The sequence below is a fragment of the Paenibacillus koleovorans NBRC 103111 genome, from assembly GCF_004000845.1.
Classification (GTDB): Bacteria; Bacillota; Bacilli; order Paenibacillales; family NBRC-103111; genus Paenibacillus_AA; species Paenibacillus_AA koleovorans.
Window position 1 is genome coordinate 11,667 of sequence record NZ_BIMA01000053.1, and the last position, 23,155, is coordinate 34,821.

Here is a 23,155-nt window from a genome sequence, read left to right on the forward strand (position 1 = left end):
AGTTTAGGAGGAGGTTCCATTTTATGGCTAGAGTCGAGTTTAAAAATGTGGTCAAAGAGTACGTCGATCCTAAGCGCGGCACGTTCACGGCGGTGACGGGCTCGGACTTCGTCATCAACGATAAGGAATTCGTCGTCTTCGTCGGGCCGTCCGGCTGCGGCAAATCGACTTCGCTACGCATGATGGCGGGCCTGGAGCAGCAATCGAGCGGCGATATTATCATCGGCGACCGGGTCGTCAATACGTTGCATCCGAAAGACCGAGACATCGCGATGGTGTTCCAGGATTACGCGTTGTACCCGCATATGACGGTGAAGGAAAATTTATCGTTCGGGCTGAAAAACCTGAAGCGGCCGAAGGCGGAGATTGAGAGCAAGGTGAAGGAAGCAGCCGCTATTCTCGGCTTGCAAGACATGCTCGACCGCAAGCCGCGCGAGCTGTCCGGCGGTCAACGCCAGCGTGTCGCGCTGGGACGGGCGATCGTGCGCGATCCGCAGGTGTTCCTGTTCGACGAGCCGCTGTCCAACCTGGACGCCAAGCTGCGCATACAGGTGCGCGTCGAGCTGGCCGAGCTGCATAAGCGATTGGGGGCTACGATCGTATACGTAACGCATGATCAGGTAGAAGCGATGACGCTCGGCGAGCGCATCGTCGTCATGAACAAGGGTGCGATCCAACAGATCGCTTCCCCGACGGAGCTGTACAACAAGCCGAACAACATGTTCGTCGCAGGCTTTATCGGGTCGCCGGCGATGAACTTCATCGATTCGCGCATCGAGGGCGGTCGCGTTGTGCTTGAGGGAGCGGCGTTCGAGCTCACTTCGGCGATGGCTGCCGCTTTGAAGGACTATGAGGGCCGCGAGATTGTGCTCGGCATTCGTCCGGAGCATATTTACGGCGACGATTTCGTGTTGAATGTGCCAAAGGATCATGTCTTGACGTCTCAGGTGCAGGTGCTTGAGAACTTGGGCGCCGAGAATCTGGTTTACTTCCGTGTAGGCGGACGGATGGTCACCGCTCGCGTCAATCCGGAGACGGAAGCGCGTGTCGGGCAGATGAAGACGTTCGTCTTCGACCGCAGCAAGTTCTCGTTCTTCGATCCGAAGACGGAGCTGCGGATAGCTTATTAAGAGAGTGGACTCGGTCTGGGCGGAGCGCGGAAAAAACATCTTCAATCGCCGTCCTGTGCCGGTCCGTTCGGAATGCCATGGAAGGAGCGGGATTGCATGAAAAAGTTGAGTCAAATTATCGCCCAGACCGGGGTGCAGATTTACCGGGAAATCGTGCCGGTCGCGCTGTTCAGCATTGTGAGCTCGCTCGTATTGCTGCCGCTCGTGTTTTTCTTGCCGATCGGATTGGCCGTCGTGTTGGCGGTGCTGCTGTACTTACCGGTTTGTACCGGTGTGCTGTACGCTGCACATCGGATGCTGGACGGCGAGAAGCCAAGGCTAAGCGTGATGTGGGCCGGAACCTTCAAGTTCTTCGGTGCATCCGTGGTGTACGGGGCGATGATGTCGCTGTTTGTGCTCATCCTGCTCTCCTCCTGGTGGTATTACGGTGGCAAGAGCGGCATGGTGTATTTCTCGCTGGCGGTCTTCCAGACGTACTTCGTCGCGATGGCGATCGTGTCGCAGGTATACACGCTTCCTCTGGTAGTGCAGGAGCGGATGAACGTGTTCGCCGCGATTGCACGCAGTGTCAAGCTGTTCGTCGGAAATCCGTTGTACACGATCGGGGCGTTTTTCCAGATCGTCTGTTTGACTTTGGTTTTAGGGATAACAATTGTCGGCTTCGGCTGCGTGTACGTGGGCATGATGGGCGTCTACCTGAATATGCTGACGGCGAACTTGATTCGGCGGGAGGAGCATGCGGATGAGGAGGCCGGCGGCGGGGGACGCGAGTCTCGGTCGCTGGAGCTGGACGGTCGTGCCGAGGCTCGTGCACTTTGTTAGACTGACACCTTACCTCCCGCCCATTTTGTATGATTTTTCATACAAATCGTGACTCAGATCAGTTGCTGTGTCCCATTTTGTATGATTTTTCATACATAAGATGACGTCATAACGTTGTTTTCCGCAGAGTCGTTTGGTCTTGAAGGTATCCGAGCAAAAGCAGTTGTTGATTCGCTCATTCGGCCGGTTGCGGTCTCCGAAGAAAGCAAGCATCAATAGTTGCTTTTGCTTTTTTTCATAGTAAAGGACAAAGAGAGAGTAGAAGACGGAGGAGTAGCGAGGATGAACAGCTTGAAGGGGAGCGTAGTGAGAACCGGGGCCGATCAATTACCGACATGGGCGGAGCGTCACTTAAGCGGCGCGCGGATCGGGCTGCTGACGGCGCCGACCGGGATCGACCGGAATTTCAAGTCCACAATCGACGTATGTGCGGGTTTGGAATCCGCAACATTAACGGCGCTTTATGCGTGCGAGCATGGCATCCGCGGCGAACGTCAGGCAGGCGTCTTGTTCGAGGATGAGCTTGACGAGCGGTTGGGGATCACGGTGTACAGCCTATATGGGACGAATAAAAAACCGACCGCGGCGATGCTGGAGCCTGTCGATGCGGTCTTATTCGACATTCAGGACTTGGGCGTCCGGTTCTACACATACTTGAGCACGATGATCAACATGATGGAAGCTTGCGCGGAGAACGGGAAACGGTTCATCGTACTGGATCGACCCAATCCGCTCGGCGGCAATACCGTCGAAGGCGGGTTGCTCGTTCCCGGCTTCGAATCGATGGTCGGCCGCTGGCCGGGCGTGCCTTACCGGACGGGCCTCACGATCGGGGAGTTCGCCCGTTACGTGAACGACCGCGCCGAGACGCGCTGCGAGTTGGACGTTGTGCCTATAGATGGTTGGTATCGGGATATGGAATACCCGGATACGGGTTTGCCATGGCTTATGCCGTCGCCGAACATTCCTACGATGGACACCGTTCGCGTTTATTCCGGCAACTGCCTGTTTGAGGGTACGAATTTGTCGGAGGGCCGCGGTACAACCAAACCGTTCGAACAGATCGGCGCCCCATGGCTCGACAATTACGAGGTGGCGCGGCGTATGAACGAGCGCGGTCTGCCAGGTGTTTATTTTTATCCGGTCACGTTCACGCCAATGTTCTCCAAGCATCAAGGCGCTTTGTGCAACGGCGTGTTCACCTACGTAACCGATAAGGACGCTTACCGCCCATTGGAGAGCGGGTTGACGCTGCTGCATACCGTGGCGCGGCTACATCCGGAACAGTTTGAATGGATTCCTCCTTTCAAGGAAGGGCGCAAAAATTTCATGGATTATTTGACCGGCGACGACTTGATTCGGACGACCATCGAGCAGGAAGGCTCGCTGGGGCCGATCGTTGAGAAGTTCCGTGTTGAGGCGGAAGCCTGGAAGCGGGAGCGCGAGCCGTATTTGCTGTATAGGAGCGTTGACGATCAAGAAGGGGAAAGAGGAGGGTCGGCGTAATGGTCGCGAAAGGGAATGAAGGGGAGCTGCAGCAGACAGGAGCGGGGACCGGAGTCGATTTGGCTGGCTGGTCGCTGCGCCGTAAGATCGGGCAAATGCTGCAATGTGGCTTCGACGGAACAATACCGAATGAAGATATATTGAAGCTGATCCGGGAGCATGCGATCGGCGGCGTAATTTTGTTCGCGCGCAATGTTTCCAGCGCGGTGCAGGTGGCGGAGATGAATGCGGCGTTGCAAAAGGCTGCGCTCGAGTCGGGCGGAGAGCCGCTGTGGATTTCGATCGACCAGGAAGGCGGCATGGTTGCCAGGTTGATCGAAGGCGTGGCGCTTATGCCGGGCAACATGGCTTTGTCGGCGGGCGGAACGGCCGAGCAGTCGTACCAGGCTTCGCGTGTGGCTGGGGAAGAGCTACGGGCGCTTGGTATCAATCTGAATTTCGCGCCGGTGCTGGACGTGAACAACAACGCGAACAACCCGGTGATCGGCGTGCGGTCCTATGGCGAGTCGCCGGATCGGGTCGGCGATTTCGGATTGGCTGCAATTCGCGGATTGCAGGAGGCGGGCATTGCTGCAGCGGCCAAACATTTTCCAGGGCATGGGGATACGGATGTGGACTCGCATCTGGATTTGCCGAAAATCAAACATGACCGCGAGCGGATTTACTCTGTAGAGCTGCCGCCATTCGTGCGTGCCATTCAAGGCGGGGTCGACTCCATCATGTCGTCGCATGTGTATTTCCCGGCGTTCGAGCCGGATGGGCTGCCAGCGACATTGTCGCGCCGCGTCTTGACGGGATTGCTGCGCGAGGAGCTTGGCTATGACGGCGTCATCATGACCGATTGTATGGAGATGAATGCGATCGCCGGGCATTATGGCACGGTGAATGCCGCTGTTATGGCGGTCGAGGCTGGGGCGGATATGGTGCTGCTCAGCCACCGCCACGACTTGCAGTATGGCGCGGTCGAGGCGCTAGTCGCCGCGGTCGAGAGCGGGCGCATTGCGGAGGCGCGGATCGACGCGTCCGTGCAGCGGCTGCTCGCACTGAAGGCGAAGCGCGGCGTGACCGCGGCTGCCGTCGCCGCGCGGGCGGCGGCGCCGACGGCCGGCGAGGCGTTCGCCCGTGTCGGCGGCCGCGAGCACATGGCGCTCGCCCAGTCGCTGAGCGAGGCGAGCGTCACTTGTGTGCGCGCCGCGGAGGGCGCGCTGCCCTTGCGCGCAGCGGGCGATGGCGCTGGGCGCACGCTCGCGCTTGTGATGCAGCCTGCGGTCGTGACGCAGGTGGATGAGGCGCTCGAGGCGCCGATGACGCTTGGCCGCGCGCTGCAGGCGCAAGGGCTGGCGGCGGTGGACGAGCGCGTGCTCGCACCGGCGGAGCTCGAGGGCCGGGTCGACGAGCTGGCCGCATTGGCTGCAGGCGGAGCGTACGACCAGGTCGTCATCGCGACGTACAACGCGGCGTTTTTCCCGGCGCAGGGCGAGCTCGTCCGCCGCGTCATGGCGCTCGGCAAGCAGCCTATCGTCGTCGCCCAGCGGAACCCGTATGACTTGCTGCAGTTCCCGGATGTGCCGACATTCGTCGCGATCTACGAATCGCGTTCGCTGGCGCTTCAGTCCGCCGCGAAGTTCTTGACCGGCCGCATCCCGGCGGCGGGCAAGCTGCCGGTGTCGATCGGCAGCTTGTATCGGGCTGAAGCAGGGAGGGTGTAACGCAGCTATGAGCATGCTTCGCGATTTATTGAACCAACCAAGCCGCATGGTCGTCGGCCTCATGTCCGGCACTTCGCTGGACGGCGTCGATGCGGCGATCGTCCGGATTACCGGCAGCGGACTCGATTCCAAGGTGGAGCTCGTCCACTTCTACTCGGAGCCGTACGATGATGCGCTTCGCGAGCAAATCAAGGATCTGTGCAGCGTAGAACGCTCCGACGTGGCGCATATATGCGCCATGAACTTCAGCATAGCGGATCGCTTCGCCGGAGCCGTCCGCCGCGCGGTTGAGAGTGCGGGTCTGACGATGGACGACATCGACCTAGTCAGCTCGCATGGACAGACGATCTGGCATATTCCGGAGAACGACGCCGACGATGCCACGCTCGTTCGTTCGACGTTGCAGATCGGCGACTTGTCCGTGCTCGCCAAGGCGACCGGCAAACCGGTCGTCGGCGACTACCGCACCGCCGACATGGCGGTCGGCGGGCAAGGCGCGCCGCTCGTGCCGTACGCCGACTTCATCCTGTGCCGCCGCGAGACGAAGGGCGTCATCGCCCAGAACATCGGCGGCATCGGCAACTGCTCGGCGATCCCGGCCGCCGCTCAACCGGAGCAGGTCATCGCCTTCGATACCGGTCCGGGCAACATGCTGATCGACCAAGCGGTCTACACGCTGTCCAAGGGTGCCCGGAGCTATGACGAAGGCGGCGCCTGGGCGGCGGCCGGCACCCCGAGCGCTTCGTTTGTCGAACAGCTGATGAGCCACCCGTACTTCTCCCGCAAGCCGGCGAAGACGACGGGCCGCGAGCTGTTCGGCAAGGCGTACGCGCTCGACTGGATCGGCCGCATGCAGCAAGCGGGCTTGAGCGACGCCGACATCGTCGCGACATTCACCGCCTTCACGGCGCACTCGATCGCACAGAGCTACCGGGACTTCGTCCTGCCGGCGATGGCGATCCATGACGTGTTCGTGTCCGGCGGCGGCGCCCACAACCAAACGCTGCTCGCGATGATCGGCGAGCTGCTGCCGGGCCTGCGCATCGAGACAACCGAGGCGATCGGCATCTCGAGTGACGCCAAGGAAGCCGTCGCGTTCGCGATTTTCGCCAACAACTTCGTGCAAGGCATTCCGAACAACCTGCCCTCGGCGACCGGTGCGAGCACATCAACCGTGATGGGCAAGCTGGCCTTGCCCTGGTAGCCGAATGCTTAGGGCAGGAGTTAGTGCAGAAAATTGACTAACTGGCGCTCAGAGTGGTGCGTGGAGCAGGAGTTAGTGCAGAAAATTGACTAATTGGTGCTCAGAGTGGTGCGTGGAGCAGGAGTTAGTGTAGAAAATTGACTAAACTGGTGCTCAGAGTGCTACGAGGTGCAGGAGTTAGTGCAGAATAGTCATAATTTTTGCTTGTATGGTTTCTGTCTTTCATTGAATTGCAAGGAGATGACCTAAGGATGCTGACTTACCGCATTTATCAATCCGGAGATGAAACCGAGCTCGTCCCCCTATGGAACCGCTGCTTGACGCGCGATCCGATCACGTCCACCCGCTTCCGCAACCTGGTGCTGCTGGACGCCAACTTCGACCCGCAAGGGCTGCGCATCGCTGCGGACGAAGAAGGCTGCGTCGTGGGCTGCGTTTACACAGTCAGACGACTGTTGCCCATGCACGGCACCGAGCTGGAGCCTGACAACGGCTGGATTCCGTTTTTCTTCGTCGCGCCGGAGCTGCGCCGTCAAGGCGTCGGCTCTCGGCTCATGCAGGAAGCTGTCGCTTTCCTGCGGGAGCAAGGGCGCAAGGCGATCTTCTTTTCCTCGTACGCGCCTAACTATATCGTGCCGGGCATCGATCCCGCGGCGTATCCGGCAGGGTTCGCATTTCTGCAAGCCCAGGGGTTCGCACGCCTGTACTCGCCGATCGCGATGGACTTCTCGCTCGTCGACTATGAGGCCCCGACAGATGTGGCCGCGCTGAAACGGCTGCGGCTCAGCGAAGGCTACACGTTCACCACGGCACAGGACGGCGATCTATACGAGCTGATCCAGTTCGCGACGAACGCGTTCAACCCCGACTGGGGCCGCGCGATTCGCGAGGGCGTGCTGCAAGGGCTGCCGATGTCCAGCATTCTGGTCGTTCGCGAGCAGGGCAAGCTGGCCGGGTTCTGCCTGCACGGGGGCTACGAAGGCGTCAAGGAACGGTTCGGTCCGTTCGGCGTCGATCCGGGGCAGCAGGGCAAAGGGCTCGGCAAAATTTTGCTGCACGACTGCCTGTCCTCGATGCGCGCGCAAGGGCTGCACGGGGCCTGGTTCCTCTGGACCGGCGAGACAACGCCGGCGGGGTACCTTTACAAGAAAGTCGGATTCCAAATTACGCGAAGCTTCCATGTGATGAAGCTTGTCCAAACAGAATAGGAGCGAGACAACCATGAGTACGGAACAGACGAAATCGCATATTCTTGCGATCGGAGCGCATGCGGGCGATGTTGAGCTTGTAGCCGGTGCCACGATGGCGAAGTATGTCCTAGCCGGGCATAAAGTGACGATGCTGCACTTGACGCCGGGCGAGAAGGGCCATCCGACGCTGACGCCGACCGAGTATGCCAAGCAGAAAATCGAGGAAGCGTACAAGTTTGCCGATAGCATCGGCGCGGATGTCCGCTTTTTCAACTACAAGGACGCTGAGCTGCCGCTGAATGACGAGATCAAATACCAGGTGGCGGACGTCATCCGCGAGGTGAAGCCTGACATCCTGATCACGCACTGGAAAAACAGCATGCACAAGGACCACTCGAACACGCATTACATCGTGCAGGATGCCCAGTTTTATGCGGCGCTTAAAAACATCGAGCGGGATTTGCCGAACCATTTTGCCCGCAAGCTGTATTACACCGACAATTGGGAGGATGCCGACGACTTCGAGCCGCAAGTGTTCATCGACATTCCGGACGAAGCTTACGAGCTTTGGCTGAAGGCGCTCAGCCAGTATGCCTTCGCTCGCGGCGAGACCGGCTGGCCTTACATCGATTACTACAGCGCGCTCAAGATCGTCCGCGGCGCCCCGGCGCGCATGAAGCGCGCGGAAGCGTTCGGCGTGCCTCGCGGCTCGCTAAACAAGCGTCTGCAAATGTTCGAATAGTCCGGCTAAGGCCGTCAAGCCAAGCAGGAAATCCATCTCAACGGCACCAACCGCCAGAGGCTGCTCCCTACTCGCGTCTGATCGACGCGGGAAGGGGCAGCCTCTGTTCATGCAGCTCGAATCAATTCAGCAGCAAATCTCAGCTGAAGAAGGCGTTCCGGTCGGCGCAAGGAGCAGGAGTAATCGAGACGTTTAACCAAATGAAGATCGAGGAGGCGAAGACGCTGATTCGTGAATCATCCCTCAATTTTACGGAAATCGGAGAGCGGCTCGGCTACAACAGCATCCATTACTTATCCAAAAACTTCAAAAAATCGGTTCGAGGGTTACTTAATCGGTCCGCATGCGAGACGGTCGCCGGAGTTGCCGCTCGGGTCGGTCTTCAGATCATCCGGCTTGTCGTGGATGACGAGCGCGGTGCCGCCTTCCTTGAGGAGCGAGCTCGGCTTGCCTTTCTCCAGCGTGACGTTTGCCTGGAACAATTGCGCTTTCGCCTTGCCGTCCGCACCGACGGTCAAGTTCGGGAAGTCGCCCGCATGGAAGCCCTGCGGATTGGCGTAGCCATGCTGCTTACCGCCCGGATTGAAGTGGGCGCCAGCACTCTTGAAATCCGGCGTCTCGCATTTGCCGGTATCGTGAATGTGGATCCCGTGCTCGCCCGGGGTCAGTCCCGACACTTCGACATCGAACACGATACCGTGTACGACCGGTGTCAGCTTGGCGGCTCCGATAGCGGTGCCGCTCCCGTTGATAATGCTAATCGACATCGCTGCACCTGTCGGTTTTGGCGGCTCCGTCTCCAAGCTGGCGGACGTCGGCGCCGCTTTGCTGCACGCCGTCAGCGCCAGCAGCATGGTTCCGTATAATAGTACTCGTTTCATAGTCATATCCCTACCTTTCGGTGCTAACGTAGCTTGCGTTCTGCTACATTATTCACCTTTCGGCGCCACTCTAGTCATTCACTCACTTATCATTCGCATCAAAAGCGGAGCTCGACGAGCCTTCGTCTTCTGCTCAAATGCATATGCGAGGCGTAGCAGCATGGGTTCGCTGTACGCCGGTCCGGCGAAAGAGACGCCGAACGGCATCCCGTCCTTGCGGAAACCGGCCGGAACCATGACGGCCGGGTAGCCGGAGACGGCAGGCGAGTCGGTCACACCCGGGCAGAACAGTGCATCGAGTCGATGCTCCGCGAACAGTCGATCGATGCCTTCCTCGCGTGAGGCTTTCCAGTCTCGCAACCGGTCGCGAATATAAGCAGGCTCGGTCATCGTCCCCGTTGTCTCGTATTCCGCTTGCAGCAGTGTCTTCTGACCAAATTTCAATGTTGCCTGAGGATGTTCGTTATTGAAAGCTATTATGTCCCGCAATGACTTCACAGGTGCCGAAGGACCAAGAGAAAATAAGTAACGGTTCAGCGCCGACTTGAACTCTTGGAGAAGAACGGATGATTTCTCGGCGATATGAGGTAAATCAGTGCCCTCCACAATGACAGCGCCGGCTTCCTTCATTTGCCGGATCGCTGACTCTATCAACCCTTGCTCCTCCCCTGAGAAGTCGCCTATATACCCACGATTGATCCCGATACGCGCTCCATTAAGACCTTCGGCATCCAAGAAGCGCGTGTAATCCTGGATTTGCCGGATCCTCTCAGGCTGCAGCAGTGTCGTCTCATCGTCCTCATCGATCCCCGCCATCGCTCCGAGTAGTATCGCCGCGTCTTCCACGGTTCGTGCCAGTGGCCCCGCCGTATCTTGCGTATAGCTGATCGGCACGATGCCGGATCGGCTGATCAGACCGAGCGTCGGCTTGATGCCGACCAGGGCGTTGCGATGCGCCGGGTTCAGGATCGAGCCGGAAGTCTCCGTTCCGACTGCTACAGCGCATAGGCTTGCCGCAACGGCAACGGCCGAGCCGGAGCTCGAGCCGCCCGGCGGAAACCGACCCGGGCCATAAGGATTCAGCACTTGGCCACCCCTGGAGCTATATCCGTTCGGCATCCCGCTCGTCATGAAATTGGCGAACTCCGTCATGTTCGCCTTGCCCAGGATGACCGCACCCGCTTCGCGCAGAAGGTTTGCCAAGTGCGCATCCGAAGGTGCATAACTATTAGCGAGGGCTAGCGACCCTGCGCTAGTATGCAGCTTGTCAGCCGTGCTGATGTTGTCCTTAAGCAAAATCGGGATGCCGTGCAATGGTCCCCGAACACGGCCGATGGCACGCTCCTGATCCATCCGCTCGGCAATGTAAAGCGCATCCGGGTTGAGCTCGAGCACCGCGTTCAACGGAGTGGCTCCCGAGCGATCTACTTCCGCGATACGCTCCATATATGCGATCGTTAACCGACGGGACGTCCATGTTCCATCGGCCAAAGCGCGCTGCAATTGCGCGATCGTCATTTCATCAACGGAATGCTGCATAAAAAATCCCTTCCTTCGCTTCCGTCCGTCATGACCTTAAGGTAGCAGACGACGGCAAACGAGGAAAGGGATTGTTTCGTTCAAGTCATTGTTTCCGTATAAAGGAATAACTAATTCCGATCCGGTTCCGCCAACAGCGACCAGCGATGCGAGAACTCGTTGAGCTTCGGATGCGGCGTGAAAGGAAGCGGCGAATCGACTACGAGACGGAGCTTGCGAATCCAGGGCTCGAAGCTGGAGTAGGAGGCGAACCGGTTCGCCATGTCGCCGCTCATAGCGACGAAATGCGGCCCCTTGTGCTTCTCGCACAAAAAATCAAGCGCCGTGTCGACCGGCGTGTACTTCTTCCGCTTACGCTCCCATTCGTCGATCTCGAAAGGAACTTCCGCCTGCGGGAACGCCTCGCCGAGCTCTTCCAGCCGCCGCAGCCTGGCGTGGTAGGGCTCGATCATCGCCGCCGCCGAACGGCTGATCATACGCCGCAGCGTCTCCTCATGGAGCGGATACAGCACGATGCGGGCGATTTGCCGCCGTTCGGCCCAGTCCAGCCAAGCCTCGAACCGCCGTTCGTCGAACGATTCGTCAAAGGCGTCATACACGATCAACGTACCGCGAATCGTCTCGACTTCCGGCTCGTAACCGTAGGGAACATGTGTAACCGTGCGAGCCATTGGGCTAACCTCCCTTGCCATTCACAATCGAAAAGGTGATACGCCTAGTTTAAACCGCAATTGGGAAAATTAATATAGCCAATTAAGCCCGGAACACTTCTTGTTCTTTACCGATTGCCCAGGCGCGCTCCAATTGCAGCTCCTCGGCCGACACGATCAGGATATCGGCTTGTTTGCCCACAGCCAGACTGCCCGTCCGGTCGAAAATGCCGAGCAGACGAGCCGGATTGCCGCTTGCGAGCTCGCTTGCTTCCGGTACGGATAAACCGACTCGTTGTACGAGGTTGCGCAGCCCTTGAATCGTCGTAAGCGTGCTGCCGGCCAGGCTGTTGCCTTCCTTCAGCATGGCGACGCCGCCTTTCACGTTGACGCCCAGTCCGCCAAGATCGTATTCGCCGTCCTCAAGGCCGGCGGCGGACATGGCGTCGGTGATCATGACCAGGTTATGGCCCGTCTTCACCTTGGTTAAGATACGCATACAAGCCGGGTGCACGTGGATGCAATCGGCAATTATCTCGGCGGTGATCCGATCGTCCGACAGCACCGCGCCAACCGTCCCCGGTGCTCGGTGATGCAGCCCCGTCATCGCGTTGAACGTATGCACGGCTTGATTCAGACCGGCATCGACAGCAGCCAGCGCTTGATCATAAGTGGCATCCGTATGAGCGGCAGCTGCGTTGATCCCGTTCGCGCGAAGCCAAGCAATCAGCTCAATTGCGCCTTCCGTCTCGGGAGCAAGCGACAGCTGTTTGATCATGCCAGGGTAGGCGGCATTCCACTCCTCAATCCAGTCTTTGCGAGGCGGGATAATGTAGGCCGGGTTTTGCGCGCCTTTCCACTTCAGGTTAATAAAAGGACCTTCCAGGTGAACACCTACGACTTGAGCATAAGGCATCTCTTTCGAACGGTAGGCGCTCACGACAGCCAACACCGCATCGAGCTGTTCCTTGGGCCCTGTCAATGTTGTCGCGAGCATGGAAGTGGTGCCATGACCGGCGTGGAAACGAGTAATCGTATCGATCGACTCGGCGCTGGCGTCCATGAAGTCGCCTCCGAAGCCGCCGTGCACATGCACGTCGACGAAACCCGGCAGCACCCAGCCGCCGGCAGCATCTACAGTCTCGCCATCGAAGACAGCACTCGCATCCGATTGCCCGGCCTCTGAGATCGAGACGATACGCCCTTCCGCGAATACGATCGTGCCGCTGCTCAGGACGCTTTCTTCCGTAACGATGTTGGCATTAACAATACGAGTCGATTTCATGAGTTATACAAGCCTCCCCGATTCGGAATCAAGCAAAACAACCACATGCGGATGGGTTTGCAGCAGCGAAGCCGGACATTCGGTCGTGATCGGACCGGTCAGCGCCTGATGGACGATCTCCGCCTTGTCCGCTCCGCGAACGACGAGGAGAATCATTTTGGCCTTCAGAATCGTACCGACGCCCATTGTCAGAGCGTGAGTCGGCACCTCGTCAATATGGTTGAAAAACCGCGCGTTGGCGGAACGCGTCTCTTCCTTGAGCTTCACGACATGAGTGCCGCTCATCAGCGCATGATCAGGCTCGTTGAAGCCGATATGGCCGTTGTGGCCAAGTCCCAGCAGCTGCAGGTCGATCTGTTTGGCGTCGTCGAGCAGCGCGTTGTACCGCTCGCATTCCTGCTTCAGATCGGCGGCGTTGCCGTCCGGAATATGAATACGGGCCGGATTCGCGTCAATATGCGAGAACAAGTGATGATTCATGTAAGCATGATAGCTTTCCGGATGGTCGGTAGAAATGCCTACGTACTCGTCCAAATTAAACGTTGTGATCGACTTGAAGCTGACCATTCCTTTGCGATGGGTGTCGACCAGCTCCTCGTAAATGCCGACCGGTGTGCCGCCCGTTGCCAAACCGAGTACCACTCGAGGGTTCGTCTGCACCAGTCCCGCGAGGATGCCTGCACCGGCCTCGTTCAGCTTTTGCTGCGATTCGAATTTCAAAATATTCATAGCGATTATCTGCCTCTTTCTTTCCTATATTTGCGGACCATTTGATACGATTGTTCAAGCTTGGGAACGTACTCGTCGAACGATTCGCTCACGAGCCCCATGAACAGAATGTCGATCATATGCAGCTGGGCCATCCGGGACGCCATATCGCCTCGACGCATGCCTTCCTCTAATGAAGAGATGTGAAGCTGGATATCGGCGAGACCCGATAAGGCGTTAGGCCCGAACTTCGTGAGCGAGACGGTGAGGGCGCCATTTTCTTTCGCGCAGCGCAGGGCATCGATCGTCTCTGGCGTTTCGCCGGAATACGAGATGCCGATCGCCACATCGCCGTCGGACAAATTCGAAGCGGACGTCACCTGCATATGCGGATCGGAGAACGTGAAGGCCGGTCTGCCGATTCGAATGAGCTTCTGGTAAAAGTCTTGCGCTACTAGCCCGGAGGTAGCCACGCCGTACAGATCGATACGCCGTGCCTGCCTGAGCGCATCCAAAGTGCGGCGCAGCTGCTTCAGGTCCAGCATGCGGGTCGTATCCGAGATGGAACGGAGATGGTTCGCTTCCATGGCGGCTACGATGCTCTCAAGCGAATTGCCGGCGACGATGTCCTGATAGGAGGTCGCAGGCGGCTGCTGGGCGAGCTCGGTCGCGAGCTGCATCTTGAGGCCGGTGAACCCTCCGGCATGAAGCCCTTTGCAGAAGCGGGAGATCGTCGCCGCGCTCGTCCCGGATTGCTCCGCCAGCTCGGTGATGCTCATGCGTACGACGAGCTGCGGATGTTCGGCGATGAACGCGGCGAGGCTCATTTCCTTGGGATTCATCGTGTCCATATGGGCTTGAAGCGCGCGCACGATGTCTGACATCGATAGGCCTCCCCTCTTTAGTTCAATTGCATCGCATTCACGAACTGTTAAAATTATTTTACTGATAACTCTATTTTACACGAAAATAATTTTCGTAGCCACATTCATTTTGACGGATGGAGGAATGTTCAGGCGGTCGATCCCCTTTGAATGTTTACCGAAATGAAGCTTCATTAATCATTGACTTCTATGAAATTTCATGGTTGACTTAAGTTTATTCAGAAGATTTTCGATGGGGAAATGGAGTGTATGCAAGCTGTGAAGAAACATCAATGTCCGGAAGCGATGCTGTTCGATTTGGACGGTACGCTGTTCCAGACGGAAACGCTGCTGCTGCCCGCTTATGATGCCGCTTTCGACGAAATGCGCGCAGAAGGTTCTTATACCGGGGATACGCCGCCGGCGGAACGCATTCTTGGTTCGCTCGGCATGCTGCTGGAGCATATTTGGGCGCGGGTGCTGCCTGAAGCCTCTTCGGAAGTTAGACAACGGGCGGATGAACTGCTGCTGAAGCATCAGACGCTCCTGCTGGAGCAAGGGCTCGGGACGCTGTATCCGGGTGTTCGGGAGACGCTGGAGGAGCTGCATCGCCGAGGCGTGAAACTGTTCGTTGCGAGCAACGGATTGGAAATGTACGTAAGGGAAGTCATTGGCAAGCTGGGTTTAGGCCCGCTGTTTACGGATCTATATAGCGCCGGCGAATACGCCACGCGATCGAAGGTTGATCTCGTCCGGCTGCTGCTGGACAAACATGGAGTGGCTGCGGCGTGGATGGTCGGGGACCGTTCCTCCGATGTGGAGGCCGGCGTTAAGAACGGATTGCCTGTCGTAGGCTGCAAGTATGCAGAATTCGGCAAACCTGGGGAACTGGACGGCTCCACGATGATCATCACCTCGTTCCCGGAGATACTGGACTGGGTGGAGTAAGCGATGAAAAAGCGATTTGTAATTGAAGCCGTCATGTTGGCGACGTACGGAGAGCTGATGGTCCCGGACGTTCCAGTCGAATTTGTCATTCCCCACTCGACGATTCTCGAGCTGTACGAGATGCGGGACAGCGCCGAGCCGGTTATGCCCGAGCCGGAAGACGACGCTCATGTGAAGCGGAAGATCGGCGAGCTGATCGCCTTTTTCGAGACGCCGTTCAACAAGATCAAGATCGAACGCGCGCTGCTGGCGCCTTGGCGGAGCAGTCCGAGCCTGCTGATGAACGACCAGGTGAGCGTCGTCGTGCTGTATGCGGTCGATAGCGCGCAGTACGGCGAGCTGTTCGATCCGATCGAGACGGAGCTTTTGCTCAGCTGCATGCGGGAGAAAGCCCCAATTCTGACCGATCAGCTGGAATTTCTCGACAAGGTGATCGAATCCGATGTGCCGGTGCAAGTGTTCGACGTGGACGATTTCGAGTTCGCGCTCGAGGATGATCTGCATCCGGATGATTGGAGCAAGCTGTAGAAGCAGGAAGCCTCAAGCTTAGGAGCCGAGCCCGCTCGGATGGACCTGAGTTTGGGGTTTTTTTGTTGCGAGGCTGCGAATAGGCTGCCGACACGACCAAGCATTGCCATGCAAGTCCGAGGAACAATCCGGCTCAGCCTGTCATCTCGATTCAAGCTTAAGACTTTCTTAAGGAACTCTTTCATCGATCTTAAGATTCGGTCTGTATAGTGAGTAACGTCGGTCGGGTGGATCATCTGCGCATCGACCAGACCAAATCAAAGCTTCGATGGAGGTTGCCGTGATTACAGTTTCGGATTTATGCCATGAATTTCGGATTGGGAAAAAAGGAAAAGAACGGGTCGTTCCCGTCTTGCATCATATTAATTTGCATGTGGAGCGCGGCGAAATTGTGACTGTCGTAGGGCGAAGCGGCTCGGGGAAGTCGACTTTGCTGAATCTCGTGAGCGGCTATATTCGGCCTACGGCAGGTCAACTGGTCATCGACGGGCGCAATGTGACGAAGCTGAGCGAAGGGGAATGGGCCGATTTTCGGCTGGAGAAGTTCGGCTTTATCTTTCAGAGCTTCCAGCTTATCCCGAGCATGACCGCCTTTGAGAACGTCGAGCTGCCGCTTGTGCTGAAAGGGATGGAGGTTGGCGAGCGTCGCCGCCGGACGGAAGCGATGCTGAAGCGGGTCGGACTGGATCCGTATGCCGGCCATTATCCCGGCGAGCTGTCCGGCGGTCAGCAGCAGCGGGTGAGCATTGCCCGGGCGCTTATCGTGAACCCGCCGATCATCCTGGCGGACGAGCCTACCGGCAGCTTGGACACGGAGAACGAGCAGTCGTTGCTGGATTTCATTCGCGAGCTGAACCGGGAGCAAGGCATTACGTTCCTTATTATTACGCATGACGAGCAAGTCGCTTCGATCGGGCATCGGAAAGTCGTTATCCAGGACGGCCGGCTCGTGGACTCCCTGAGCTTGGTTAAGGGGGGCTTGCGATGAAGTGGGGCGATCGGTTCCGGTTTGTGCGGCAAAATATGAAGAAAAACAAGTCGCGGGTGTTCATGACGGTGCTCGCGACGGCGATGGGCTGTTCGTTCCTGATCGTGCTGGCCTCGGTCGGCTTCGGGTTGCAGAAGAGCGTCGTGAATGAAATTACGGGCGACAGCTTGTTGACGGAGATTAGCGTCTATGGCAAGGAAGAGAGAAAGAATCTGTACTCTCAACTGAAGGATGCGGATATTGCAGAGCTGGAGCAAATCCCGAATGTGAAAAGTGTGACGCGCCGGATCACCGTCGGCCAGCAATTGAATCTTCGAGTCGGTGATCAGGTGACCTCGCAGCAGGGCGTTATTATGCATATCCCGTCCGAAGTGAAAGCGGGCTTTAAGTTAGAGGCGGGCCGGATGCCGCAATCGGATCGCGAGGTGATCGTGGGCTATCAATTCGCCGAATCGCTTCGGAAAGCGGGCGAAGCAATAGAGGAAGATAGCACTGCCGCTGAACCAGAGAAACAGGAGCAGTCCATAGAGGAGATGGACAAGGTAGCTGCTTCGGTGCTGAACAAGACGATGGACATGGAAGTGAAGCGAATGGTCGGCAAGGCGGAGGAGAAGACGGTCATGCCGGTTACGATTGTTGGCGTAGCGAGCAAGCCGACGCGTGAGTGGATGAACGACCGCAAAATCTACTTGTCGGACGCGATGCTTCGCGAGATCGAGAGCTATACGAACACGCGTCGTGGCGATATTATTCCTCCGGAGCTAATGGAGAAGGGAGGCGCAGCGAGTGCCGCGCCTATCGACGGTGAGCGGGAATATGCGGAAGTTCATATCTACGCAGACAACGTCAAAGACGTGAAGGGCATCGCCGATGTGCTGGAGGAGCGCAGCTATGCCAACCATTCGATCGTGAACGAGCTGGAGCAAGTAAACGTCATGTTTACGATCATGAAGATAGGGCTGCTGCTCGTCGGGACGATCGCCGTGCTCATCGCCTCGATCGGCATCTACAACACGATGACGATGGCGGTCACCGAACGGGCGCAGGACATCGGCATCATGAAGGCGATCGGCGCGCACCCGTCCACAGTGAAGAGCGTGTTCCTGATCGAGAGCACGTACATCGGGGTGCTTGGCGCCTTGATCGGTACCGTTGTGTCCTACGTCATCAGCTTCGCCGTGAACTTGTCGCTGCCGGCGGTCATCTCCGGCTTCATGGGGGAGAATCCGCCGGAGGGGCTGATCTTCTCGGACATTCCGCCGTCGCTCACGCTGATCTGCGTCGCGATCAGCCTGGTCGTAGCGATGCTGTCCGGCTTGCGTCCGGCCAAGCGGGCTACGCAGGTGGACGTGCTCAAGGCGCTGCGGCGCGATGTGTAGCCTGCGGATCCACATCCAGCCGATCTGGAATGGCAACGGACACAAAGAACCTCCGGCGATTTCGCCAGAGGTTTTTGCGCACATATGAAAACACCATATTTGATCTAACTGCCGCTGCCGCCCGCGCTGCCATAGCCGTTCGCGACTCCGCTGCCATTGCTGCCGCCGCTACCCGCCACCGCTTCCTCCGCGCGTTCTCGCTCGGAAGTCGACGCAGGTTTGCCGCTCCGCTCCGCTCCGCCGAGCGGCTTGCTCTTGTCGCCGCTGCCGCTACCCGCCTTCCGGCTTCGGTTGCCGCCGGCATGCACCCAGAGCGCGTACTCGAGCGGCCGGCTGATCGCCTTCGCATACGTGTCGCGTTCGCCGATGCGTATGAACACCTCGCGCGCCGGCTTCGGGTTCAGCTCCAGCAGCCACGGATGCCCGCTCGGATCGATCGCGATGTCGAGCCCCAGCTCGCACAGCTTGCCGTACGTGCGTTCGAGCTGCTCCGCTACGGAATGGCTCAGCCGGTGGATCTCCTTGACGATCTGATCCGTCTTGTCGTTCGAGAAATTCAGCCGCAGCAGCGTCAGCATCGGCACCGCTTCCCCGCCTCCGTGCAGGTTGGAGGTGATGCTGCGTTTCGGCCCGACGCGTCCCGCACAGCCCGTCACCTCCCATTGCCCGCTGCCGTTCTTCTGGATGAGTAGCCGGAAGTCGTGCACTCGGCCGTCGCTTAGCTTGCTCTGGATGCCCTGCTGGATCAAGTAGCGGTCTCTAATATTAAACCCCGTCAGCTTTTGCGGGATTTGACGTTCGCTGGCGGTTCGCGGGGTGATGATCCGGCGATGGCTGTCTCGGCCTTGGATCAAATACGTGCCGCTGCTTACTTTCTCGATGCGGACGATGCCTCGCCCTCCGGTCCCGTTGATCGGCTTCATATAGACGAGGTTGCGTCCTCGGATGAATTGGACCAGGTCTTGCGCCGAATGATAGACGCTGGTAGCCGGCATGTATGGACGAACTGCCGTATTCCGGCTGAGCAGCTGATGGATCGACCATTTGTTGCCGATCGGCCGGTTCAGGAAGACGAGCCGGTCGGCATATCGCGCACGGAATTTCTGGAACTGCCGAAACCGCTCGTTCGGTTGGTAGCGGCAACGGTCGTAGATCACTTGCGGCAGCGGCATCCATCGCCGGACCCACACTTTATTATCCGGATCATAGAGCTGCGCTTGCACGCGGTCATAGCTGTAATCGACATCTTGGGGCGTGAAGACGACGACGGTGATCCCGAGTCGCTTGCCCTGGGCGATCAGCTTGCGGAAGTAAGCCCGTTCTTCCAATTGCTTGTTGGCATTCAAATATAACGTCATGACGCCGAGTGTCAGTTTGGACATGAGCAAGTTCACCTTCTTCGGTTGTCGGGATGCTCCGGCGATCGGATCAGAATGGGGTGGTCACGGTCCCGGGTGCCTTCGCTTGTTTGGATCGGATCAAATGGAGCGAATATTGCACGATGCGCTGAAGCGACTTTTTGCGGATCGGAGGCTCGTCGAACTTCATCGGCTTGGAATTCGCTTCGAAAAACCAGATGCTTCCCGACGTATCGACGCCCATGTCCATCGACATCTCGCCGAGCAAGTGACCCGACTTCTTCTCGATCTGGCGGGCGATCGTCAGCGCCGCCCTCTTCGCCCGGAGCAAGATGCGCCGCGCGCCTTCCCAACCGAAGGTGGATGCCAGCAGCTTCTCCGGATCGTCGATCGACCCGCCCCGCGGTACATGGGTGGTGATGCTCATCTTGCCCGCCAGGCGTGCGCCGATGCCGGTCAGCTTCCATTCGCCCTTGCCGTTCTTCTGCACAAGCAAGCGGAGGTCGAACTTCCGCCGTTTGTGCCGGGCGAGCGTAATGCCTTGCTGGACGATATATTCGCCGTTCTCCATCTCTTCTTGGACTCTCGTCCACAGCTGGGAGACGGTCGCTGTCTTATACAATTGGCTCGCTCGATTTCCTTGTACGCTCAATCGGAATTCCGTCTTGCGAAGCGGCCGGGTGACGGCGCGGCGCACCCGCATGATGCCTTGGCCCGCCTTGCCCCTCACCGGCTTCAAATAGAGGACGGGAAACGTTCGGAGCAGTGTCTCCAGCTCCTCCGCATTCGTCATTTTGCGTGTCAATGGGATGTACTTGGCGGTATGTTTGCCTTTGTTCAGCCACTCGAACAGTGTCCATTTGTCAAAGTACGAAGGATTGAACAGGCGGATTTGCGGATTGCGCATACAAGCCTGGAGCGTCTGCTGCACGTCCGGCGATTCTTCATCGGACCGGCTCGGGATGCGGTTGTACAGCACATGGGGGACGGCGATCCATTGCTGGGACCACGAATCGGACGGGACGTTGTAAACATGCGCGATAATCCGTTTATTTCTCGGTTTCAAATCCTTCATCGTGATGACACAGATGGAGACGCCCATCTCGTAGCCGGTGCGAATCAGGTCGATGAAATTCGCCCGGTTGCCCCGGAATTGCTCTTCGCTGTCATGCATGGTCAAGATGCCTACGAGCGGGCGCTGCAGGTAGGTTTCGGAAACGTCGACCATCTAGGATTCCCTCCTCGACCGGAACTTGCCGAGATAGGCGAGATGCTCCGCGATGTACTTCAGCGAGGAGTTGCCCTGAGCCTTCAGCGCCGGGTGTTTGAAGATTGAACGACCGGGTTTGGAATTCGCCTCGAACATCCATACCCTCTCGTTCTGGTCGATGCCGATGTCGAGTCCTAGCTCGCCCAGGTTGCGGCGTCCGTGCTTCTCGATCGACTCGGCCAGCTTGATCGCGGACTGCTTCGCATCCTCCAGGATGCCTTCCGCCTTCGCTCCGAACACCCGGTCGAGCACATACTCCGGCGTCATCACCTGACCGCCGTTTTTCACATGCGTCGTGACGCTGCCTTTGCCTGCTTTTTTGGCGCCGATCCCGGCAACGACCCACTGGTTGTTCCCGTTCTTGTTGAGGTGGAAGCGGAAGTCGATCGGACAAGCGTCGATTTCGATCAGGCGAATGCCTTGCTGCACGACATAGTTGCGCATCCGGCCGTTACCATTGAGCAGCTTGAACAGCCCGCTCGTGTTGTTGAAGCGGAACAGCACGTTTTTGCCGCCTCGGCGGAAGCGGACAAAGTAGCCGCGTTTCGGATGGTAGGTGAGTCGATAAATGCCGATCCCGAGACTGCCTGCGGTCGGCTTCAGATAGACGAATCGATGTTTCTCCAGCATCTCCCGGATCCGGTCCGGGGACGGATTGTTATGCGATTCCGGAACGTGCTTATTCGCCTCTTTGTCCTCCTCCAGCAGCTTGTAGACGTCGGATTTGTCAAAGAAGCTCCAGTTGAAAATGCCGATTCCTCTGCGTACGAACCGATCTTTCAGCTGATCCATCGAGATGGAGCGGTCGACGCGGCGATTGGAGAGCCGGTTGTATACCGCGTCCGGCAGCGGCACCGTCTTGCGGATCCAGCCCGTGCCGTTCGGGAAGTAGGCGACGACCGTCTCGGCTTGCCAGTCGATGTCGCTCGGCAGAAACGCAAAGTAGTAGGACGTTTTGCTGCCGGCGGAAATATAGGATTTGAGCATCGACGACCGCACGCCGAACGGTTGAGTGACGCTGCCTGTTCCGTTGGCCAGAATGCCGATCAGGGGGCCAAGCTGCACTTCCTTCGTACCGCTCGCCTGTACCGTTATTTGACCGCTTCTCGGCACCATCAGCTGGCTTTTGACCGAGAGGGGGAGAATGATATGCTTGCCGGGCTTCTTCGTCATTCTCAAGCTGACGGAAGCGGTGCGGCTGCCCATCTTCATCGTGAGCATGTTCGTGCTGGTCAGCTGAAGGGCCTTCGCGAGGGCCGTGGACATGTGGACGACCCGATCTGTTCGAGGCGCAAATTGAATCGAGCATAACGTCAAACTCATGAAATGACCCTCCTAGTGGTGTCAAGAAGATAGCGAGCGTAGTAGATCGGATTCCGGATGGAGGCTAGGCGCACCTGCGGATCGCTCAATCGGGCGAAGGCCGAGCGGCCGGGCTTCGAATTGGCTTCCAGAATCCATACATGACCGGAGGCGTCAATTCCGAGATCGATGCCGAGCTCTGCTAATCTTCCGTGGTGCTGCTCCAGTATGACTGGGACGCGGGAGGCGATATTTAGCAGGGTGCTGCGGATCTGCCTGGCTTTCTCCTCTCCGAATTCGTTCTGGAGAAAGGGCTCCAGGTCCATCGCAACCCCTCCGCCGTGCAAGTTGGAGGTGACGTTGCCGGAGGCTCCGCGCCGGACGGCGAGACCGGTGACGCTCCAGACGCCGCGGCGGTTTTTCTGCACGAGACAGCGGATGTCGAACGGCTCGCCGGAGCGGGTGTTCAGCCGCAAGTACGGCTGCACGAGGTAAGAGCGTCCGGCGGTGAACGCTTCGAGCCAGCTGCGCAGGAGCGGCTCCGACGCGAACGTCCGCGCGAACGGCTCATTGCGGCCGCTTCGGCCGACGGCGGTGTAGCTTCCGTCTGCGGCGGCGCCCAGCCGCAGCACGCCTTTGCCTTGCGAGCCGGCGTCCGGCTTCAGGAACAGCGTGCCGTCCCGCTGCAAAGCGGCCGTCAGCGACGCCCAGCCGGTCAGCCTGCGCGTCGCCGGCAAGTACGAGCGCAGCGCCTCGTCGCGCTGCAGGATGCGGTGCACCTGCAGCTTGCCGCGCAGCCCGTAGCCCAAGAAGCGGACATCCGGACGTTCCTTCAGCCGGATCAGGCATTCGCGGTATCGCCCGTAATCGTGGCGGTTGCGGAAGAAGCTGCGATCATAGACGATCGCGGGCAAGGGGAAACGTCCGGCTTTCCACCCTCCGTGCTCGGGGGCGTATGTGTAGCCGTCGATTGTTTCGTCCTCCCAGTGCAGGCCGTTCGGCGAGAACACGAACACCTGCAAGCCTTGCTCCCGGCCGATTCGGATCAGCCGGCGGTAAAACATTTGATCGCCGAACGGTGGCTGCCCCTGCTTCTCGCAGACCAGAATCCCGATAAACGAATGGGTTTGTTTTCGAGTGTCGTTCATAACCA

Annotated in this window: 21 protein-coding genes and 1 pseudogene; 12 read left to right on the forward strand and 10 right to left on the reverse strand. The window is 58.4% G+C overall.

What is annotated here, in order from left to right; translation table 11 throughout:
- The first annotated feature begins 23 nt into the window (after positions 1 to 23).
- The 8 genes and pseudogenes from PKO02S_RS17945 to PKO02S_RS33900 all read left to right on the forward strand — a co-directional run.
- On the forward strand, positions 24 to 1,130 hold the full coding sequence (locus PKO02S_RS17945) for an ABC transporter ATP-binding protein (RefSeq protein ID WP_127585220.1): 1,107 nt from the start codon (positions 24 to 26) through the stop codon (positions 1,128 to 1,130).
- 96 nt (positions 1,131 to 1,226) lie between these two features.
- The gene (locus PKO02S_RS17950) at positions 1,227 to 1,952 is read left to right on the forward strand and encodes a hypothetical protein (RefSeq protein WP_127585221.1); all 726 of its coding nucleotides are present in this window, start codon (positions 1,227 to 1,229) and stop codon (positions 1,950 to 1,952) included.
- A 282-nt stretch (positions 1,953 to 2,234) separates the two neighbouring features.
- Positions 2,235 to 3,458, forward strand: a complete 1,224-nt coding sequence (locus PKO02S_RS17955) for an exo-beta-N-acetylmuramidase NamZ family protein (RefSeq protein WP_174819922.1) — start codon at positions 2,235 to 2,237, stop codon at positions 3,456 to 3,458.
- Positions 3,458 to 5,167, forward strand: a complete 1,710-nt coding sequence (gene nagZ / locus PKO02S_RS17960; protein ID WP_127585222.1) for a beta-N-acetylhexosaminidase — start codon at positions 3,458 to 3,460, stop codon at positions 5,165 to 5,167. Before PKO02S_RS17955 ends, nagZ begins: the two co-directional genes overlap by 1 nt.
- A gap of 13 nt (positions 5,168 to 5,180) precedes the next feature.
- Positions 5,181 to 6,371 carry an anhydro-N-acetylmuramic acid kinase gene (locus PKO02S_RS17965; RefSeq protein WP_127585249.1) on the forward strand — a complete coding sequence of 397 codons (1,191 nt, stop codon included), beginning with the start codon at positions 5,181 to 5,183 and terminating at the stop codon, positions 6,369 to 6,371.
- 251 nt (positions 6,372 to 6,622) lie between these two features.
- Complete coding sequence (locus tag PKO02S_RS17970; RefSeq protein ID WP_127585223.1) at positions 6,623 to 7,579, forward strand: GNAT family N-acetyltransferase; 957 nt, start codon at positions 6,623 to 6,625, stop codon at positions 7,577 to 7,579.
- A gap of 13 nt (positions 7,580 to 7,592) precedes the next feature.
- Positions 7,593 to 8,303, forward strand: a complete 711-nt coding sequence (locus tag PKO02S_RS17975; protein ID WP_127585224.1) for a PIG-L deacetylase family protein — start codon at positions 7,593 to 7,595, stop codon at positions 8,301 to 8,303.
- 143 nt (positions 8,304 to 8,446) lie between these two features.
- Positions 8,447 to 8,608 (forward strand): annotated as a pseudogene (locus PKO02S_RS33900) (helix-turn-helix transcriptional regulator); the annotation flags it as partial.
- A gap of 21 nt (positions 8,609 to 8,629) precedes the next feature.
- Here PKO02S_RS33900 and PKO02S_RS17985 read toward each other — a convergent pair.
- The 6 genes from PKO02S_RS17985 to PKO02S_RS18010 all read right to left on the reverse strand — a co-directional run bounded on the left by PKO02S_RS17985 (position 8,630) and on the right by PKO02S_RS18010 (position 14,250).
- On the reverse strand, positions 8,630 to 9,184 hold the full coding sequence (locus tag PKO02S_RS17985; RefSeq protein ID WP_127585225.1) for a superoxide dismutase family protein: 555 nt from the start codon (positions 9,182 to 9,184) through the stop codon (positions 8,630 to 8,632).
- Positions 9,185 to 9,262: 78 nt separating this feature from the next.
- Positions 9,263 to 10,723 (reverse strand): amidase family protein, encoded by a 1,461-nt coding sequence (locus tag PKO02S_RS17990; RefSeq protein WP_127585226.1) that lies wholly within the window; start codon positions 10,721 to 10,723, stop codon positions 9,263 to 9,265.
- Between the two features lie 110 nt (positions 10,724 to 10,833).
- The gene (locus PKO02S_RS17995; RefSeq protein ID WP_127585227.1) at positions 10,834 to 11,394 is read right to left on the reverse strand and encodes a hypothetical protein; all 561 of its coding nucleotides are present in this window, start codon (positions 11,392 to 11,394) and stop codon (positions 10,834 to 10,836) included.
- Positions 11,395 to 11,476: 82 nt separating this feature from the next.
- The gene (gene nagA / locus PKO02S_RS18000; protein WP_127585228.1) at positions 11,477 to 12,658 is read right to left on the reverse strand and encodes an N-acetylglucosamine-6-phosphate deacetylase; all 1,182 of its coding nucleotides are present in this window, start codon (positions 12,656 to 12,658) and stop codon (positions 11,477 to 11,479) included.
- 3 nt (positions 12,659 to 12,661) lie between these two features.
- Positions 12,662 to 13,387: a glucosamine-6-phosphate deaminase gene (gene nagB / locus PKO02S_RS18005; RefSeq protein WP_127585229.1), complete on the reverse strand. Its 726-nt coding sequence runs from the start codon at positions 13,385 to 13,387 to the stop codon at positions 12,662 to 12,664.
- 5 nt (positions 13,388 to 13,392) lie between these two features.
- A complete protein-coding gene (locus PKO02S_RS18010; protein WP_127585230.1) occupies positions 13,393 to 14,250 on the reverse strand; it encodes a MurR/RpiR family transcriptional regulator in 858 nt (285 codons plus the stop codon).
- Between the two features lie 249 nt (positions 14,251 to 14,499).
- Here PKO02S_RS18010 and PKO02S_RS18015 point away from each other — a divergent pair, with 249 nt between their 5' ends.
- The 4 genes from PKO02S_RS18015 (at position 14,500) to PKO02S_RS18030 (ending at position 18,072) form a co-directional block, all read left to right on the forward strand.
- Positions 14,500 to 15,177 carry an HAD family hydrolase gene (locus tag PKO02S_RS18015; protein ID WP_127585231.1) on the forward strand — a complete coding sequence of 226 codons (678 nt, stop codon included), beginning with the start codon at positions 14,500 to 14,502 and terminating at the stop codon, positions 15,175 to 15,177.
- Between the two features lie 3 nt (positions 15,178 to 15,180).
- Positions 15,181 to 15,705: an ADP-heptose synthase gene (locus PKO02S_RS18020; RefSeq protein WP_127585232.1), complete on the forward strand. Its 525-nt coding sequence runs from the start codon at positions 15,181 to 15,183 to the stop codon at positions 15,703 to 15,705.
- 280 nt (positions 15,706 to 15,985) lie between these two features.
- Positions 15,986 to 16,693, forward strand: coding sequence for an ABC transporter ATP-binding protein (locus PKO02S_RS18025; protein ID WP_127585233.1), 708 nt, complete (start codon positions 15,986 to 15,988; stop codon positions 16,691 to 16,693).
- The gene (locus tag PKO02S_RS18030; RefSeq protein WP_127585234.1) at positions 16,690 to 18,072 is read left to right on the forward strand and encodes an ABC transporter permease; all 1,383 of its coding nucleotides are present in this window, start codon (positions 16,690 to 16,692) and stop codon (positions 18,070 to 18,072) included. Before PKO02S_RS18025 ends, PKO02S_RS18030 begins: the two co-directional genes overlap by 4 nt.
- Before the next feature lie 104 nt (positions 18,073 to 18,176).
- Here PKO02S_RS18030 and PKO02S_RS18035 read toward each other — a convergent pair whose 3' ends face one another.
- Genes PKO02S_RS18035 through PKO02S_RS18050 form a run of 4 tightly spaced genes read right to left on the reverse strand, consistent with a single transcriptional unit; the run spans position 18,177 to position 23,150 of the window.
- The gene (locus PKO02S_RS18035; protein ID WP_127585235.1) at positions 18,177 to 19,454 is read right to left on the reverse strand and encodes a YheC/YheD family endospore coat-associated protein; all 1,278 of its coding nucleotides are present in this window, start codon (positions 19,452 to 19,454) and stop codon (positions 18,177 to 18,179) included.
- Positions 19,455 to 19,500: 46 nt separating this feature from the next.
- Positions 19,501 to 20,658: a YheC/YheD family endospore coat-associated protein gene (locus PKO02S_RS18040; RefSeq protein ID WP_127585236.1), complete on the reverse strand. Its 1,158-nt coding sequence runs from the start codon at positions 20,656 to 20,658 to the stop codon at positions 19,501 to 19,503.
- On the reverse strand, positions 20,659 to 22,023 hold the full coding sequence (locus tag PKO02S_RS18045; RefSeq protein ID WP_127585237.1) for a YheC/YheD family endospore coat-associated protein: 1,365 nt from the start codon (positions 22,021 to 22,023) through the stop codon (positions 20,659 to 20,661).
- Complete coding sequence (locus tag PKO02S_RS18050; RefSeq protein WP_164821527.1) at positions 22,020 to 23,150, reverse strand: YheC/YheD family endospore coat-associated protein; 1,131 nt, start codon at positions 23,148 to 23,150, stop codon at positions 22,020 to 22,022. Before PKO02S_RS18050 ends, PKO02S_RS18045 begins: the two co-directional genes overlap by 4 nt.
- Positions 23,151 to 23,155: the final 5 nt, after the last annotated feature.

What these genes read in the sequence shown, in the direction of transcription:
- PKO02S_RS17945 (WP_127585220.1), top strand. Translation starts at nt 24, where the DNA reads ATGGCTAGAGTCGAGTTTAAAAATGTGGTCAAAGAGTACGTCGATCCT.
- PKO02S_RS17950 (WP_127585221.1), top strand. Translation starts at nt 1,227, where the DNA reads ATGAAAAAGTTGAGTCAAATTATCGCCCAGACCGGGGTGCAGATTTAC.
- PKO02S_RS17955 (WP_174819922.1), top strand. Translation starts at nt 2,235, where the DNA reads ATGAACAGCTTGAAGGGGAGCGTAGTGAGAACCGGGGCCGATCAATTA.
- nagZ (WP_127585222.1), top strand. Translation starts at nt 3,458, where the DNA reads ATGGTCGCGAAAGGGAATGAAGGGGAGCTGCAGCAGACAGGAGCGGGG.
- PKO02S_RS17965 (WP_127585249.1), top strand. Translation starts at nt 5,181, where the DNA reads ATGCTTCGCGATTTATTGAACCAACCAAGCCGCATGGTCGTCGGCCTC.
- PKO02S_RS17970 (WP_127585223.1), top strand. Translation starts at nt 6,623, where the DNA reads ATGCTGACTTACCGCATTTATCAATCCGGAGATGAAACCGAGCTCGTC.
- PKO02S_RS17975 (WP_127585224.1), top strand. Translation starts at nt 7,593, where the DNA reads ATGAGTACGGAACAGACGAAATCGCATATTCTTGCGATCGGAGCGCAT.
- PKO02S_RS17985 (WP_127585225.1), bottom strand. Translation starts at nt 9,184, where the DNA reads ATGAAACGAGTACTATTATACGGAACCATGCTGCTGGCGCTGACGGCG.
- PKO02S_RS17990 (WP_127585226.1), bottom strand. Translation starts at nt 10,723, where the DNA reads ATGCAGCATTCCGTTGATGAAATGACGATCGCGCAATTGCAGCGCGCT.
- PKO02S_RS17995 (WP_127585227.1), bottom strand. Translation starts at nt 11,394, where the DNA reads ATGGCTCGCACGGTTACACATGTTCCCTACGGTTACGAGCCGGAAGTC.
- nagA (WP_127585228.1), bottom strand. Translation starts at nt 12,658, where the DNA reads ATGAAATCGACTCGTATTGTTAATGCCAACATCGTTACGGAAGAAAGC.
- nagB (WP_127585229.1), bottom strand. Translation starts at nt 13,387, where the DNA reads ATGAATATTTTGAAATTCGAATCGCAGCAAAAGCTGAACGAGGCCGGT.
- PKO02S_RS18010 (WP_127585230.1), bottom strand. Translation starts at nt 14,250, where the DNA reads ATGTCAGACATCGTGCGCGCGCTTCAAGCCCATATGGACACGATGAAT.
- PKO02S_RS18015 (WP_127585231.1), top strand. Translation starts at nt 14,500, where the DNA reads ATGCAAGCTGTGAAGAAACATCAATGTCCGGAAGCGATGCTGTTCGAT.
- PKO02S_RS18020 (WP_127585232.1), top strand. Translation starts at nt 15,181, where the DNA reads ATGAAAAAGCGATTTGTAATTGAAGCCGTCATGTTGGCGACGTACGGA.
- PKO02S_RS18030 (WP_127585234.1), top strand. Translation starts at nt 16,690, where the DNA reads ATGAAGTGGGGCGATCGGTTCCGGTTTGTGCGGCAAAATATGAAGAAA.
- PKO02S_RS18035 (WP_127585235.1), bottom strand. Translation starts at nt 19,454, where the DNA reads ATGTCCAAACTGACACTCGGCGTCATGACGTTATATTTGAATGCCAAC.
- PKO02S_RS18040 (WP_127585236.1), bottom strand. Translation starts at nt 20,658, where the DNA reads ATGGTCGACGTTTCCGAAACCTACCTGCAGCGCCCGCTCGTAGGCATC.
- PKO02S_RS18045 (WP_127585237.1), bottom strand. Translation starts at nt 22,023, where the DNA reads ATGAGTTTGACGTTATGCTCGATTCAATTTGCGCCTCGAACAGATCGG.
- PKO02S_RS18050 (WP_164821527.1), bottom strand. Translation starts at nt 23,150, where the DNA reads ATGAACGACACTCGAAAACAAACCCATTCGTTTATCGGGATTCTGGTC.